The sequence below is a fragment of the Hymenobacter sp. NBH84 genome (assembly GCF_014217645.1).
Classification (GTDB): domain Bacteria; phylum Bacteroidota; class Bacteroidia; order Cytophagales; family Hymenobacteraceae; genus Hymenobacter; species Hymenobacter profundi.
Window position 1 is genome coordinate 2,103,987 of sequence record NZ_CP043644.1, and the last position, 15,813, is coordinate 2,119,799.

Genomic DNA, 15,813 nt, shown 5'->3' on the forward strand with positions numbered 1-15,813 from the left:
CGGGTTCGGATGGCGATGATGTTTCGAATTGTTTAGCAGAAGGAGTAGCTGGCGGTAAGTAGGACGTTAGTTAAGCAGCCGTACGTCGTAGACGCCGCCCGCCGTGGAGCCCGCTGCCGCCTCAAATTTCACCGTAAGGGTAGTAGGGGCGTTGGCGCGACGCAGAGATTCGGGTAGGGCGTACTCCACATCGTAGAAGTCGCTTTTTTGATTGCCCGTGAGCGTTACCTGAGTCAGCGGCGCACCGTTGACCAGAATGGTGAACTGCCGATTTCGGTCGCCGCCGGAGTAAGTGACGCGCAGCGCACGCGCGGCCCGGTTAGGATTGCGCAGCTGGTAGCTGAACCAGCCTGTAGCGTGCCGCCAGTGGCGGTTGCTGTGAATGCCCGTCTCCGAACGGTCGCTTTGGAAATTGTGGTCCGACTCGGGCTGTTGCTCACCGGGCGTTACCTGGTCGATAGTACGGGCTTCCAGGGCGCGTTTTTCGGCGTCGCGGCGGCGGATTTCTTCCTTACGGGCGGCCAAGCCTTCGGGCGTTGTCACGGGCCAATACACCATGTAGCGCGCATCCTGAATCTGGTAGAACGGCACTAGCTGCACGTTGCGGTACTTATCGGAGTTGATGAGGCCAGCAGCACTGAATGTCAGCGACTTGCCAGCTACAGGCTTGATACCTTCGGCCACATTCGGGCTGGTAGAGACAAGCAGTGGGGCATCCTCCACGGGGTAGAGCGGACCGCTTGCCACGTGCGCCATGCGTTTGCTGTCGGCGTGCAAGCCGGCCAGATCGGTGGTGTCTGTGACGGCGGCCAGCACCAGCGGCCCGTGCACAAACGACACCCAGGGCGAGTGGTCGGGCATGTACTCGGCGGTGGTGTGCATGGGTAGAGCCACCGTCACCACATCGCCCGAACGCCACTTGCGCGTTACGGTAGCGTAGCCCGGCTCGGCGGTGGTAGGCGTCACGGCTTTGCCATTTACCTGAATGGTTAGTTGGCCGGCCGGCACCCAGTTGGGTTGCCGGATGCTGAGGGCAAAGGTGCGCGGCTTTTTCAGCTGCAATTGCAGTTGCGAGCGTTCCTCAAAGGGAAACTTCGTCTGCTGGGTTAGGATGAGTCCCTGCTCGGCCCAGGCAAGGCGCGAGGGCACAAACAGATTCACCAATAGCTCCTGCTGGTTGCGGTGCGCATACACCAGCTCGCCGTACTTGCCGTGGTTTTCCAGCCCCGAACCCACGCAGCACCAGAAGCTTTCCTGCGGCTGCGAATACACGCGGTAGTGGCGCGGGCGCATGGGCGTGAAGTACACGAAGCCGCCCTCCTCGGGGTGTTGCGTGGAAAGAATGTGGTTGTACATAGCCCGCTCGTAGTAGTCGAGGTAGCGGGTAGATGCGCTGCGCAGGTACAGCTGTTTGCTGAGCTTGAGCATGTTATAGGTGTTGCACGTCTCCGGTCCTTCCGTGCTTTCGAGCATGGAGGAGAAGTTATCAACCGGGTTGAAGTGCTCACTCACACTGTTGCCCCCAATCGATACGGTGCGGTTTTCCACCACGGTTTTCCAGAAAAACGTGGCTGCGTTGGACCAGGTAGGGTTGCCACCAGCTTCTGCCACGCGCTCAAACCCAATAACTTTCGGAATCTGCGTATTGGCGTGCATGCCGCTGAGTACATCTTGGCTAGCCAGCAGCGGTTCTAGCACGGCCTGATGCGAGAAGCGCTGGGCCAGCTTCAGGTACTTTGCGTCGCCGGTGATGCTGGCTACGTCAGCAAATACTTCGTTCAGGCCGCCGTGCTCACTGCGCAGCATGTCCTGAATTTGGGCATCGGTGAGGTTGGCCGTAAGGTCCAGGCACCAATCCGTCAGCTTGATCAGCATGTCTTTGGCCTTGGCGTTGCCGCCAATCAGGTAGGCGTCGCGCAGGCCGGCGTAGGTTTTGTGCAGGTTGTAAAGCGGCACCCACTTATCATTCAGCCCAAAGCTGTTGGCTTTGATGTTGCCGGCTTTCACCTGCTGCCACATAGCCTTGCCGCCCGGCACGCCCCCAAGGTAGCCGTTGCCGTTTTTCTGCTGGCAGCGGTCTAGCTCGTCCATCATGTAGGTGAGGCGCTGCTGCACTTGCGCGTCGCCGGTGGCGGCATACATAAGCGCCAGCGCCGAGAGGTAGTGCCCCCCAATATGGCCGTCGAGGCCGGTGTTTTCCCAGTTGCCGTAGCGCTCCGCTTTTGGCTGAATGCCGGCCTCGGTCTGGTAGGGGGCCAGCAGCCGGTTAGGGTCGAGGGCCAGTATGTAAGCCTTATCGGTTTGCTGCGCCTGCTGAAATGGGCTGTCCAGCAGCTGCACCGCCGAGAGGGGAAAACTTTGCAAGACCGTGCTTTGCCCGTGGCCGAGCAGGGGCAGCAAGCAAGCGGAAAGAAGTAGAAAACGATGCGTCATGATAAACAATGCTCTGGTTGTATGCGCTAAAGAGAGTCCGGTGCCGAAAAGGTAACGAAATAGAGCACGCCATGCGGGGTAGCACTAGCGCTGCCCCACGCTGTTTTTCGTTGCCGCAGGAGCTGGCTTGGTACCCGTAGCACTTTCCGGCGGACCCAGATAGCTGGGCTTCAGTCCGCCGCAGTCTACCACCAGCTTTTCCAGCACCACGCCCGGATCAACGCGCCAGAACTTCAGCATGTGCTTGCCGGGCGTGGCAAGGGTGTGCTGAGTGGTTTTCAGGATGATATTCTCGGCCACAGCTTTTTCCCAGGGGCGGTTGCCGTTGTCGGCTACCATGCCCGTGTGCAGATTCACGATTTGCGGGGCTTCGTCGTCGAACGACACAGCGTAACGCAGCCCCTCGCCACCCGTAAAGTTCAAGGTAGGCGCCAGGTAGGCTTGTACAGTGACGGGGCCGGCCGTAGAAAGCTGCATCTGATATTCCAGATGTGGACTGTTGCCGCCAGGTTGCGTAATGGGCGCCGTCGTTGGATATGTGCTGATGCCGCCCAGCGTGCGCCCCAGGTCCGGAATAGTTTGCCATTTCGCCTGGCTACCATCCACAGCCTTGCTGTAGTGCGGTGCCTCTACGGACACGTAGCCATCAGCCTCCACGAAGGCCGCGCCCGACGCGGGTTGCGGCTGCGGTTTCTGCACGGCCGCGGCAACAGATAGCGCTGGCGCCGTAGCCGCCGTTGCGGCAATGGTTTGCACCTCCGGCATTTTGTCGGCCTTCTCGTCGTGCCAGGCCTTATAGCCGATGTGCATCTGGTCCATCATGTGGTTCCATTTGCCGCTGGCAATGGCGTTGTAGCGCTTCGAAATCTCGGCGTCTTTCTCAAACAGCGCCTTGGCCTTGGCTGCCAACTCGTTGGCGTTGGCTCGGTTATGCTGGGCGGCTTCATGGTTTAGGGCCACGGTGTAGTACAACTCGTTCAGGTTGGCGCAGGCCAGCACGGGGTGTAGCACCAGCTCGAAGTAGGCATCTTGCGCTGCGGCGGGAAGTTGCCGGCCAATGGTTTCGGCCTGGGCCAGTAGTTGGTTGTAGTCGGCTACCACGGTGGCAAACTCGCTGTAGTTGATCAGGCTGTAGGTGTTCTGACTCAGCAGCTCGGGCTTGCGGCGGGCGTTGTATTTGGCGTATTTGGCCAGAATATCGGCAATGCCCGCGGCGTGCTTTTCGCCAAACTGCTGGGCGGCCCACTGTCGAGTGTATTCGCCTACCTCGTCGGCTTTTATATTGTCGGGGTTCCAGGCATAGTCGAGGAAGAAGCTGATAGGCAACTCCATCGGCTTTAGGTCACCCACGTTTACCACCCAAATCTGGTTTGCGCCGTACTCGTGGGCCAGTTGCATTTGCTCGCGGATGCGTGGCAGCGGGTTCGTGTTCAACCACTTGTAGTTGCGCGGGCCACCCACATAGTCGAAGTGGTAGTAGATGCCGTAGCCGCCGGCGCGGGGCTTCTCGCCCAGTTTGGGCAGTTTGCGCAGGTTGCCCCAGTTGTCATCGCACAAGAGCAAGGTCACGTCGTCGGGCACGCGCATTCCTTTATCGTAGTAGTCTTGCACTTCTTTGTAGAGCGCCCACAGCTGGGGCGTCTGCTCGGCGGGCTTGCCAGTTACATCAGCAATAATCTGGCGCTGATCGGCCACGATTTTCTCCAGCAGGGCAATATTGCTACCCTCGCTCATCGGCTCGTCGCCGTCGCCGCGCATGCCAATGGTCACTACGTTTTCGCGGGTGCCCATGCGCTGCATGCCACCGCGCCAGAACTCGCGCAGCACGTCGGCGTTGGTCTGGTAGTTCCAGGGGCCTTTGCCATAGCGGCGCCACTCGTCGTGGGCGCGAGTGAGGGGTTCGTGGTGGGAGGTGCCCATCACAATACCGTACTCGTCGGCCAGCACGGGGTTTTGCGGGTCGTCGTCGTTGAAGGCGTTGCCCCACATGGCAGGCCAGAGGTAGTTACCTTTCAGGCGTAGGATCAGCTCAAACATGTGGGTGTACATCTTTGAGTTGAAGCCGCCAAACTTCTCCTTCGTCCAGCCCGACATGGCCGGCGCCTCGTCGTTGATGAAGATGCCGCGGTATTTCACCTTCGGTTCGCCCTGCGTGTGCCTACCCGCCGCCACATACAAGGCCTTTTGGGGCTTGGTTGGCACATCGGCCCACCAGTACCACGGCGATACCCCCATCTGCTCCGACAAATCGTAGATGCCGTAGATGGTGCCGCGTTTGTCGCTACCGGCAATCACCAGGGCGCGGTCTACGCCGGGCATCGGCTTGTCAACTATTTGTTCCACAAACACTTCCCACTTGCCCACTACCCCCGACACGTCGAGCTTCTTGTCGCGCACCAATTGGTCAATGAGCGGGCTCTTGCCGATGGTCCCAATCAGTACCACTTCCCTACCCTTCGGCGCCTGGTCGGTGGTGAGGGTAGGCGTCACGCTGGTCACGCGGTGGATGTCGGCCTGCAAATCTTTAGCCGCTCGCAGCACGCCTGGCCAGTCCTGAGCGCTGGCGTAGAGTGGCGCGGCTTTGCCGCCAGCTTCCAGCGCGAAACTGCCCTTTTGCTTTTTCGACGTGACGTAGGAAGTGCCATCAAGGGCTTGAGCGGGCTGCGTGGCACCGAGCGTCAGGCCGGTAACAAGCAGCAAGATGAAGCGCCGGGGAATAGATAAAGAAGGCATAGTAGGTGGGTTAACGCGCGGGTAGGAAACAGGGTAGTAGGGGCGCGTTGCACGCGCCCGTCGTTGCACATGGCAGGTAGGGAAGTTGACCACAACGCCCACGAAAATGAGCTGTGGTGCAACGCGCCCCTACCGCGCAGCCTGCACCACAGCCCGGAAGGCGGGCTTGGTCTGGTACTGACGGTCGAACAGCAGCGGGTAGCTGGTGCGGCCTTTGATGGGCCAATCGTTCAGCCAAGAATCGGCATCCGTCACGCCCCAGAGGGTGATGCGGTCAATCACGTCGCGGTGCTTCCGGAACAACGCAAATAGGTCGGCATATCGTTTCGTGAGTTGCTGCTGCACCGAGTCGGGTAGGCCGGTGGTGTAGACGTTGTACTTGGCATCGGCACCGAAGGTCTCGGCAATGTCGGCGCCTTGGCGGCGGCTGGGGTTCGGCAGCACATCAATATCCAGCTCCGTGAAGTTGACGTGCACACCCAGCTTCGCGAAGGCCACAATACTTTCCTCCACCTGCGCAATGGTAGGCTTGGTGAGGCCGTAGTGGCCCTGCATGCCGATGGCCGTTACCTTGATGCCCTTGGCCTGCAAGCCTTTCACAAGTTTAATCACGCCTTCCCGCTTTTCAGGACGGTAGAGGCTATAATCGTTGTAATAGAGCTCAGCCTTGGGGTCGGCTTTGTGGGCGTACTCAAAAGCTTTGGCGGCGAAATCTTCGCCCAGGATTTCCAGCCACTTGGTCTTGCGCAGGTCGCCCTGCTGGTCGTCGATGGCCTCATTCACTACGTCCCAACCGCCAATCTTGCCTTTGTAGCGGCCCACTACGGTGTTGATGTGGTCCTCCAGACGTTTCAGCAGCACCTCGCGGCTAGCGGGTTGGCCGTTCTCGCCCTCAAAGACCCAATTGGGCGTTTGCTGATGCCATAGTAACGTGTGGCCTACAATGAACATCTTGTTCTGTTGGCCAAAGGCCACGTAGTCGTCGGCAGGCTTGAAGTTGTACTTGTCGGGCTGCGGGTGCACCGGACCCCACTTCAGCAGGTTTTCGGGGCTGATGGTGTTGAATTGCTGCTTGATCAGGGCCGTAGCCTGGGCGTCTTGTCCGCCGATTTGGCGGTAGTTGAGCGCTGCCCCCACGTAGAAATCCTTCTTATAAGCATCTTTCAGGGTCGGCTCCGATTTCTGCACAAATCCCAGGCAGAAGCCAGCCAAACCGAGATACAATAGGCTGCTTTTAGTTTTCATTGGAAAGTCGATAAGGAAGATCGTAACAGGACATACCGCCCCGCGCCTACCCCCTTGTGGGGTGGCGGGAATACATACATGGAAAAAATGCTCCCCCCGGTTCGTTGCTAGGCAGCCAACCAGGGAGAGCATTTCATCTTTTCAGCTTAAATATATTGGTTGATCAGGCTTTCCAACCACTCCTGCTTGCCGCTGCGAGGGGTAGGCTCGCCGTGCTCGAAGGCCAGACGACGCAAGTCTTCTAAGGTCAGCTCGCCGCGCTCGAAGGCCGCGCCCGCACCCGAATCGAACGAGGCGTAACGCTCCGTGCGGAATTTCTTGTAGGCCGACTTCTCCAGAATGTCGTTGGCAATCACCAGCGAGCGGGCGAAGGCGTCCATACCGGCAATGTGGGCAATGAAGATGTCCTCCAGGTCGGTGGAGTTGCGGCGGGTTTTGGCGTCGAAGTTGATGCCGCCGTGCTTGAAGCCCCCGGCCTCCAGAATCACCAGCATCGACTCAGCCAGCTCGTTCAGGTTGTTGGGGAACTGGTCGGTGTCCCAGCCGTTCTGGTAGTCGCCGCGGTTGGCGTCCATCGAGCCCAGCATGTTGGCGTCGGCGGCCACTTGCAACTCGTGCTGGAACGTGTGCCCAGCTAGGGTAGCGTGGTTCACTTCCAGGTTCAGCATGAAATCATCTTCCAGGCCATACTCTTTCAGGAAGCCGATTACCGTGGCGGCGTCGAAGTCGTACTGGTGCTTGGTAGGCTCAGCGGGCTTAGGCTCGATGAAGAACTTGCCGGTGAAGCCCTGCTTGCGGGCGTAGTCGCGGGCCGTAGCCAGGAAACGGCCCATGTGCGCCAGCTCGCGCTTCATGTTGGTGTTGAGCAGGGTCATGTAGCCCTCGCGGCCACCCCAGAACACGTAGTTTTCACCGCCCAAAGCGATAGTCGCGTCCAGCGAGTTTTTCACCTGGGTAGCGGCATAGGTCAGCACCGAAAAGTCGGGGTTGGTGCTGGCGCCGTTCATGTAGCGCGGGTTCGAAAATACGTTGGCCGTGCCCCATAGCAGCTTCACACCAGTTTCCTGCTGCTTCTGCTTGGCGTAGCCCACGATGGCTTGCAGGTTGCTTTCGTACTCTTTCAGGGAAGACGCCTCGTCCACCAAATCCACGTCGTGGAAGCAGTAGTAAGGCGTGCCCAGCTTGGTGAAAAACTCGAAAGCAGCGTCCATCTTATCGTGAGCGCGGCCCAGGATATCACCCTTGGCATCCCAGCCAAACTCTTTGGTGCCAGGACCAAACGGGTCGCCGCCAGTGCCGGTGAAGGTATGCCAGTAAGCCACAGCGAAGCGCAGGTGCTCCTTCATGGTTTTGCCGGCTACCACACGGTTCTCATCGTACCATTTGAACGCCAATGGGTTGTCCGACTCGCGGCCTTCGTACTTGATAACGTCTATGCCTTTGAAATGCTCCGTCTTAGTTAGCGTGTTGCTCGACATGGTGGGAAATGGTTGAAGTTGAAAGAATCTGTTGGGTAAGCGCCTGGTGCCACCGGGCATAGGCTTCCTGATATTGGGTTTGTAACTCGGAGGTAGGCGCCAGCGTGAGAATACGCTCCAGGCCCACAAAGGCGTCGGCGGGCGAGGCGTAGAGTCCCACTCCTACCCCAGCGCCGCGGGCTGCACCCTGGGCGGCGTCGGTGTTAAACAGTTCCAGTGTTACGTTAGCCGTATTCACAAAGGCCTCCCGAAACACCGGACTCAGGAACATATTGGCGTTGCCGGCGCGCACGGTGTGCACCTGCACACCCGCCGCCCGCATAATGTCAATGCCGTAGTTGAGCGCGTACACGATGCCTTCCTGCGCGGCGCGCAGTACGTGGGTACGATCGTGGCGCGTAAGGCTGAGGCCCAGCAGCTCGGCAGTGGTCGGTTCGTTTTCGAGGATGCGCTCGGCGCCATTGCCGAAGGGTAGAAACAGCAGCTCCTCGGCCCCTACCGGCGCTTGGGCAGCCAAGCGGTTCATCTCATCATAAGGCAGCTCGCCCACAATTTTGCGCAGCCAGCTATTGAGAATACCCGTGCCGTTCATGCACATCAGCATGCCGTTGCGGGGCTGATCGGGCTGGCTGTTCACGTGCACAAAAGCATTCACGCGAGAGCGGGAGTCTACCACCGGCTGGTCGCTGATGCCGTAGACCACGCCCGAGGTGCCGGCCGTAGCGGCAATTTCGCCGGGCTGCAACACGTTCAGGGAGAAGGCATTGTTGGGCTGGTCGCCGGCGCGGTAACTCACGGGTGTTCCGGGTGCCAGGCCTAGCTCTTGGGCGGCTTCGGGCGTCAGGCGGCCCTGCTCGGCAAAGGTATCTACCAAGGTAGGTAGCAAGTCATGGTCGAGACCGTAGTAGTCGAGCAGCTCTTGCGCTACCGCCTGCTCGCGGAAGTTCCAGAACACGCCTTCCGACAGACCCGACACGGTGGTTTGCAGCTCACCCGTCATCTGAAAGGCGATATAGTCGCCGGGCAGCTGGATTTTGTAGATTTGCGCGTATACCTCCGGCTCGTTATCGTGCACCCACTTCAGCTTAGACGCCGTAAAGTTGCCGGGCGAGTTGAGGAAATTTTGCAGGCAATATTCTTCGCCCAAGGCCTCGAAGGCCGCATTGCCGTAGTCCACGGCGCGGCTGTCGCACCAGATGATGGCGGGGCGCAAGACCTTGCCGGCCTTATCCATCAGCACTAACCCATGCATCTGGTAGGTGATGCCGATGCCTGCTACCTGCGTCGCATCGAAACCGTAGCTGGCCTTCAACTCCTGAGTGGCGTTGATGGCTTCCTGCCACCAGCGCTCAGGACGCTGCTCGGCCCAGCCCGCCTGCACGGCCAGGATTTCCATTTCCTGCCGGGGTGAGGTGGCGCTGGCCAGGCACTTACCCGTGTCGGCATTCAGGAGCGCAACTTTCACCGACGAGCTGCCGATATCATACCCAAGCAGGTAGTTCATAGAAGGAAAAGGTAGGGTTAATATTCTCGAAATATACACCCGCACTAAGCAGGATACCAGTCTGAAAACCGCTTAAACGAAGCGTAAAAGCCTTTTTTATATCGGAACCGTTTTCGAAAACGGTTCCGATAGCTGCAATAAACCTATTTTTTTCTTGTATGGTCTACGGAGTTCATCCTGCTTTGAACACCATCTTGTTACCGTACGACGACTGTAGCCACGGTTGGCGCGCTGGCCCCTAGCGCCTGGCTGCGCTTGCCGGGGAGGGCGCCACCCACCGAAATCGTAACGGGTCCGTTGGCGGCTACTGTTTTGCCTTGGGCGTTAACCAAGGCCAGTTGTTCGGGCGTGAGTGTAAACTTCACAGTGGCGCTGGCACCCGGTTCCAGGCGCACGCGGCGGAAGTTCTTCAGCGCAAACAGCGGCACTTGCTGCCCGGCGCGGGACGGATGCGTTACGTAGAGCTGCACCACTTCCTCGCCGGCCATTTTACCTGCATTGCGCACAGTAGCTTCCACCTCCACGGGCTTATTCTTGGCTGCTTTCTTGGGCAGCTTCAGCCCACCATACTCGAATTTGCCGTAGCTCAGCCCGAAACCAAAGGGATACAACGGCTCCTGCGTCATGTAGCGGTAGGTGCGGCCCTGCATTGAGTAGTTTTCGTAGGCAGGCAGTTGCTCCAGAGATTTGGGGAAGGTGATGGGCAGCTTGCCTGAGGGCGCTACCTTGCCAAACACTACGTCGGCAATGGCGTTGCCGCCTTCCTCGCCGGGGTACCAGGCCAGCACCACGGCATCGGCCAGCTCATGCACTTCGGCCAGATTCATGGGCGAGCCGCCTGTCACGATGGCCACGATGGGCTTGTCGTTGTTTTTGCGCAGGCCGCGCAAGAAATCAATCTGGTTTTTGGGCAGGTTGTAGTCGAGTCGGTCGCCAAATGAGGGCGAGGCAATGGATTCGCCTTCTTCCCCTTCCAACAGGCCGTTGATACCCAGCACCACAAACGTAGCATCCACGGTGCGGGCCGTGCCGCTCACCCAGTCCACACCGTTTTGGTTAGGTCGGTCAAGCAGGGCGCCGGGGCGGTACTGCATCTGGCTGGCCGGGCTTACGCCGGCCACCAAGCCTTCCAGAATGGTGCTCATCGATGGGTTCACGCCATAGTAATTGCCCAGCAGCGCGTCGAGGTTGGCGGCGTTGGGGCCGGTCACGAAGTACTTGGGCAAGTCGTTGCGCAGGGGCAGCACGCCGTTGTTTTTGAGCAGCACAATGGACTTCTGGGCCGCCTCGCGGGCAAGGGCGCGGTGCTTGGCGCTGTTGATGGTCTCGGCACCCAGCTTGTCGTAGGGGCTGCTACCCTGCGGATCAAACAATCCCAGCTTGAACCGGGTGCGCAGCAGAATAGCCAGCGAGCTGTCCATTTTCGCTTCGGTGGTGAGTCCCTTCTGCACCGCTTCGGGTAGGGAGGGGTACACACTGCCACAGTTCAGGTTTACGCCCCGCTCCAGGGCTAGGGCGGCGGCTTCGGCGGGCGTTTTCACCACTTTGTGGCCTTGGTAGAAATCCACCAATGCCCAGCAGTCGCTCACAAGGTGGCCCTTAAACTGCCACTGGCCACGCAGCACGTCTTGCAGCAGGTAGCTGTTGCCGCAGCATGGCTCGCCGTTGGTGGCGTTGTAGGCGCACATCACGGCTTCTACCTTGGCATTGACTAGCTGGTGAAACGCAGGCAGATAGGTTTCCCACAAATCCTGGGGCGAGGCCTGGGCGTTGAACTCGTGGCGCAGTTTCTCGGGGCCGCTGTGCACGGCAAAGTGCTTGGCGCAGGCAGCAGTTTTGAGGTAGCGCGGGTCGTTGCCCTGCAAGCCTTGCACAAAGGCCACGCCCATCCGACCAGTCAGAGTAGGGTCTTCGCCGTACGTCTCCTGTCCCCTACCCCAGCGCGGGTCACGGAAGATATTGATGTTGGGCGTCCAGAAGGTGAGGCCACTGTACTGCTGGCGGTAGCCCTTGGCTACGGCCACGTTGTACATGGCCCGCGCCTCGTCGGATATAGCGGTGGATACGCGTTGGGCTAGGTCCTCATCGAAGGTAGCGCCCAGCCCGATGGCTTGCGGAAACACCGTGGCCGCGCCGGCCCGCCCTACTCCGTGCAGGGCCTCGTTCCACCAGTTATACGCCGGGATGTTCAGCCGCTCAATGGCCTTGCTGTTGTACATCATCTGATCGGCCTTCTCTTCCAGCGTGAGCTTGCTGATTAGGTCGTTGACGCGGGTGTTCAGCGGCTGCTTGGGGTCTAGGTAGAGGGCCGTGGTCGACTGCTGTGCCTGGGTACTGAGGCTTAGGCCCGCCAGCAATAGGCTCGTTAGAAAGCGTTTAGAATTAGAAATCATCGGTGCGGAATGTAGAAGCGGGAAGGCCTTCTTTGTTGGCTAAGTTGGCGTTTTCGGGGTTGTCGGCCCAGGCGTAGCGTACGGCTACGGGGTCTTGCACTTGGTCGCTCCACACGACCACTTTATTGCCTTCAATGCGCGCCTGCGCCCAATGAAATTGGTGGTCGGCTCCAGCTACGGCAAAGCCCTCCAACGGCCCTTTGCCCTGGGCAACCAGCCCGCTGCCTACCCCCGAAAACGTAAGGGTAGCCTTGTTGCCGTTTTTCTGCATCGACTGATAGAGAGGACCCGAGGCCACCACGTTCTTGTCACCATAGGCTACCTTTTGAGCGGCCAAAGCCAAGCGGTGCCCTACAGGCTGCTTGGTTACAGGGTGAATGTCGTTCCACTCGCCCAGACCTAGCGTCACGGCCATACCCGTGTTGGGCACTTCAAGCAGGCGGCGTTGAATGTCACGAATCATAGCCCAACCGCTTTCACCGGGCTCCTTCTTGGCGGCATTGAAGTTGGGTAACTGCACGAAGAGGAAAGGCAAATTGGGCTGCTGCAAGTGCTGGCGCCAGTCGGCAATCAGGCTGTTCATCAGGGTCTGGTAGTCCTGCGTACGGCCAGCATTCGATTCGCCCTGGTACCACAGAATGCCTTTGATAGCGTAGGGCGTTACGGGGGCAATCATGCCGTTGTACAATCCACCGGGCTGGTACTGAAAGGTGGTGCTACCGGGTGCGGGCGACATGGTAGCGCCTACCTTGTACTGCCAGGGGCCGCGCAAATCCAGCGTCTGGCCGCCAGCCATCAAGCGGTACTCCTTATCGAGGGTGAAGCCCCCGCGCCCACCGTTGCTGACCAGGCGCACCACAATCAGGTTCTTGCCAGGTTTCAATACACCCGGCCCAAAATCGTATTTGCGGGGCGGGTACTGGTAGCCGGTAGTGCCTACCAGTTGCCCATTGATATAGGTAGAGTCGGCATCCACCAGCGTACCCAGTTCCAGGCGAGCGGGCTTGCCCACCATGCTGGCCGGTACGTCCACTTCCTTCCGGAACCAGAGCACACCGTTCACGGGTCCCAACGGGGTTTGGTTGGCCCAGTAGCCGGGCACGTTCATCGTGGCCCAGTCGGCGGCGTTGTAGCTGGGGTCCGACCATTTGGTTTGGCCGGGCGCTTCGCCCTGGTCGGCTTTGTAGAGGCGCTGCTGCCAGTCGCGGCCCGCAGCCTGGTCGCGCTGCTGGATGCTGGCTACTAGGGTGCTGTCCTTGTACTTTTCGGCGGCTTGCTGATAGGTAGGGAATTGCTTGAGGGCGTCGGAGCTCAGCCAGGCTTCGGCCGGCGAACCACCTACGGCATCTTTGATAATACCGATAGGCACCTTGTACTTAGCGTACAGATCCTTGGCGAAAAAGTAGGCCACGGCCGAGTAGTCGCCAATGGTTTGCGGCGTTACGGGTACCCAACTGCCGCCTTTCAGGTCGGCCTTGGGGCCGGTGAAGGCGTAGCTCATCGGCACGTTGAACTGGCGGATGCGCGGGTTGTTGGCGGTGGCTACCTCCTCGGGGTACTTGTCGCGCACGCGGGTCATAGTGGTTTCCATGTTCGATTGACCCGAGCACAGCCACACGTCCCCAAGCAGAATGTCGCTTACTTTCAGCTGGTTGCTGGCCGTCAGGGTCATGTCGTAAGGGCCACCGGCTTTCATGGCGGGTAGGCTCACGCGCCACTGCCCCTTGGTATCGGCAGTGGCGCGGTAGGTTTTACCCTGAAAAGTGATGGTGACCTTCTCCCCCGCTGCGGCCCAGCCCCAGATGGTGATGGGTTTCTCGCGCTGTAGTACCATGCCATTACTCACGAGCTTTGGCAGGCGAATTTGGCTGAATGCTGCCGGGGCGGGCAGCACGCAGGTACAGGAAAACAATACTACTTTTAGAAAGGAATTCATGCGTCAGTGTTTGAATACGCTTGCTCGCAGCTAATCCGCAGTTGCCAGGGACGACCGTAGCAACCGATAATCTCAATACCTAAAAAGACGGGCTCGCGCTTCCTCACACGTACCAGCAACTTGCCGTGCGTGCTACTATACAGTTTACTATCCTTCTGCGCACACAACGCCTCAGAGAAAAAAGAAAAGATTGGCTGCCCAAGACGGGCAGCCAATCTTTTGCATCAGCCTATTGGTAGCTGGGGTTTTGGTAAGCGGCTTTTGCCTCTGCCGGCATGTCTAATGCATCAAGCTGCCCCTGCGGAATGGGGCGTAGGTAGTGGTAGGGTTGGATGGTCCGCGTGACGGTAGCAGGCGTATGGTCGCCGTAGTTGTTGCCCGCAATACGGTAGGTACCAGCCAGCTCGTTCCATTTCTGGGTGCGCACCAGATCAAACCAACGGTAGCCTTCGCCGTAGTACTCGCGCGAGCGTTCGGCCAGGATGTAGTTAATGTCTATAGCGGTTGGGGTAGCCGCTACCATGGCAGCGCTATTATCCTGCACTTTGGGCACGTTGCCGTTATTGTCGAAACGCCACTTGCCGGCCCGGGCCCGAATCACATTGATCAATTCGCGGGCGCTCTTATCTGTTTTAGGAGTTGCTCCTTTCACGGCTGCTTCGGCAGCTACGAAGTATAGCTCAGAGAACTTGGCGATGTTGAACGGACGCGTGCTGGCGGCATTGGGTTGTCCTAAGCCCGTACCGTTATCCGTGCGGTAAGGACCAAGTTTCCACAGCCCCGGATAAACAATTCGACTGATACCATTGGGGGCAATTACCCAATCGGCACGGCCGGGTAGTACGCCTGCGCCTACCCCACTGCCACCGGCCCCGCTGGGGTAGGTAATAGCAGTAGCCGGATCGGCATTCAGGAACGTCAGGATGGCATCGCCCTGGTTTACCGGCAGCTTGTTAGCATTATACAAAGTCGCTTCCGGAACGCCCGTTCCTTTCAGCCAGTTGCCGCGGTATACTGTCGTAAACGTACCATCGTAGCGCGAATCGTTGGTTTTGTCGGCAAAGGTGGTGGCAACAGCGCCGATGGTAGGAGCCATCCGAACCCAAGGACGCCCCAACGGCTGCACGGCTTCCCGCTGCACGGAAGACGCATTGCCGGTGCCGGTTGCATCTGAAGTTTTAAAGCTTCTAATGGCGGTGTAGTTCCAGGTCAGCATCCAGCCGGCAAAGTTATCAGGGGCCCCACCGCTACCAAAGCTTAAACTGCTTCCGTTGTATTGCTCGCTGGATTCGGTGTGGTCGGCGTACAACATCGTTTCCGCATTGCGGTCATTCGTGCCCACGTTCACGTCATAGTACGTAGGCAGCAAACGATATGGCCCTGGGTTATCAATACCCTCGGTGGCCACATTATAAGCCTCTTGGTAATACCACTGGGCGTTTTTGCCGTTCGGATCTACCCGCTGCGCGGCCGGATACGTCGGAATATTGTTCGGGTTTTCCAGCCACCAGGCATACGTCAGGTAGGCTTTGGCCAGGTAGAGACGGGCAACCGTTTTGGTTACGCCGCCCGTAACCCGCGGATTAGCCGGCAAATCAGCAATAGCCTTCAACAGATCCGGGAAAACCGCTTTAGTATAGACTTCGGGTACCGTGTTACGGACTGAGGTTCTAATCGGGTTGGTGTTAAACTCCAGTTCTCCCGAACCTAAATCCAATGGCACCCCACCAAAAGTTTGTACCAACAGGAAGTAGTCGAAGGCCCGGAAGAATCGTGCTTCAGCCACCAAGGCCGGCGAAACGGTACCCACGGCGGAAGCATTTTGAATAATGCCGCTAGCCGTATTGATGTTAGGGAATGCCGCATACCATACTCGGTCAGCACGGCTGTTGTTGGCATTCAGTACCGCTCTGCCCGAGAAGTCCATGGCCAGAAAGTTCTCGTCAGCGCTTTGCCCGTAGGTTACTTCGTCCGTTCCGGTTTCGGTAGTGTTGTAATAGTAGGCATCCCCGTAGATGTAGCGTAGGTGAGCGTATAAGGATGTCACCCCTCCGCTAACGCCTCGTTCGGTTTGAAAGAAGCCCGGCTCAT

At 58.9% G+C, this 15,813-nt stretch carries 8 protein-coding genes; all 8 read right to left on the minus strand.

What is annotated here, in order from left to right:
• Positions 1–66: 66 nt before the first annotated feature.
• Positions 67–2,433 (minus strand): glycoside hydrolase family 127 protein, encoded by a 2,367-nt coding sequence (locus F1C16_RS08850; protein ID WP_185283960.1) that lies wholly within the window; start codon positions 2,431–2,433, stop codon positions 67–69.
• A gap of 84 nt (positions 2,434–2,517) precedes the next feature.
• Positions 2,518–5,166, minus strand: coding sequence for a glycosyl hydrolase 115 family protein (locus F1C16_RS08855; RefSeq protein ID WP_185283961.1), 2,649 nt, complete (start codon positions 5,164–5,166; stop codon positions 2,518–2,520).
• Positions 5,167–5,295: 129 nt separating this feature from the next.
• Positions 5,296–6,411 (minus strand): endo-1,4-beta-xylanase, encoded by a 1,116-nt coding sequence (locus tag F1C16_RS08860; RefSeq protein ID WP_185283962.1) that lies wholly within the window; start codon positions 6,409–6,411, stop codon positions 5,296–5,298.
• A gap of 146 nt (positions 6,412–6,557) precedes the next feature.
• Positions 6,558–7,889 carry a xylose isomerase gene (gene xylA / locus F1C16_RS08865; RefSeq protein ID WP_185283963.1) on the minus strand — a complete coding sequence of 444 codons (1,332 nt, stop codon included), beginning with the start codon at positions 7,887–7,889 and terminating at the stop codon, positions 6,558–6,560.
• Positions 7,867–9,393, minus strand: coding sequence for a xylulokinase (locus F1C16_RS08870; RefSeq protein ID WP_185283964.1), 1,527 nt, complete (start codon positions 9,391–9,393; stop codon positions 7,867–7,869). Before F1C16_RS08870 ends, xylA begins: the two co-directional genes overlap by 23 nt.
• 197 nt (positions 9,394–9,590) lie before the next feature.
• A complete protein-coding gene (locus F1C16_RS08875; protein ID WP_185283965.1) occupies positions 9,591–11,786 on the minus strand; it encodes a glycoside hydrolase family 3 N-terminal domain-containing protein in 2,196 nt (731 codons plus the stop codon).
• Positions 11,776–13,722: a sialate O-acetylesterase gene (locus F1C16_RS08880; RefSeq protein WP_185283966.1), complete on the minus strand. Its 1,947-nt coding sequence runs from the start codon at positions 13,720–13,722 to the stop codon at positions 11,776–11,778. Before F1C16_RS08880 ends, F1C16_RS08875 begins: the two co-directional genes overlap by 11 nt.
• Positions 13,723–13,951: 229 nt before the next feature.
• Positions 13,952–15,769 carry a RagB/SusD family nutrient uptake outer membrane protein gene (locus F1C16_RS08885; protein WP_258049084.1) on the minus strand — a complete coding sequence of 606 codons (1,818 nt, stop codon included), beginning with the start codon at positions 15,767–15,769 and terminating at the stop codon, positions 13,952–13,954.
• Between the last annotated feature and the right edge of the window lie 44 nt (positions 15,770–15,813).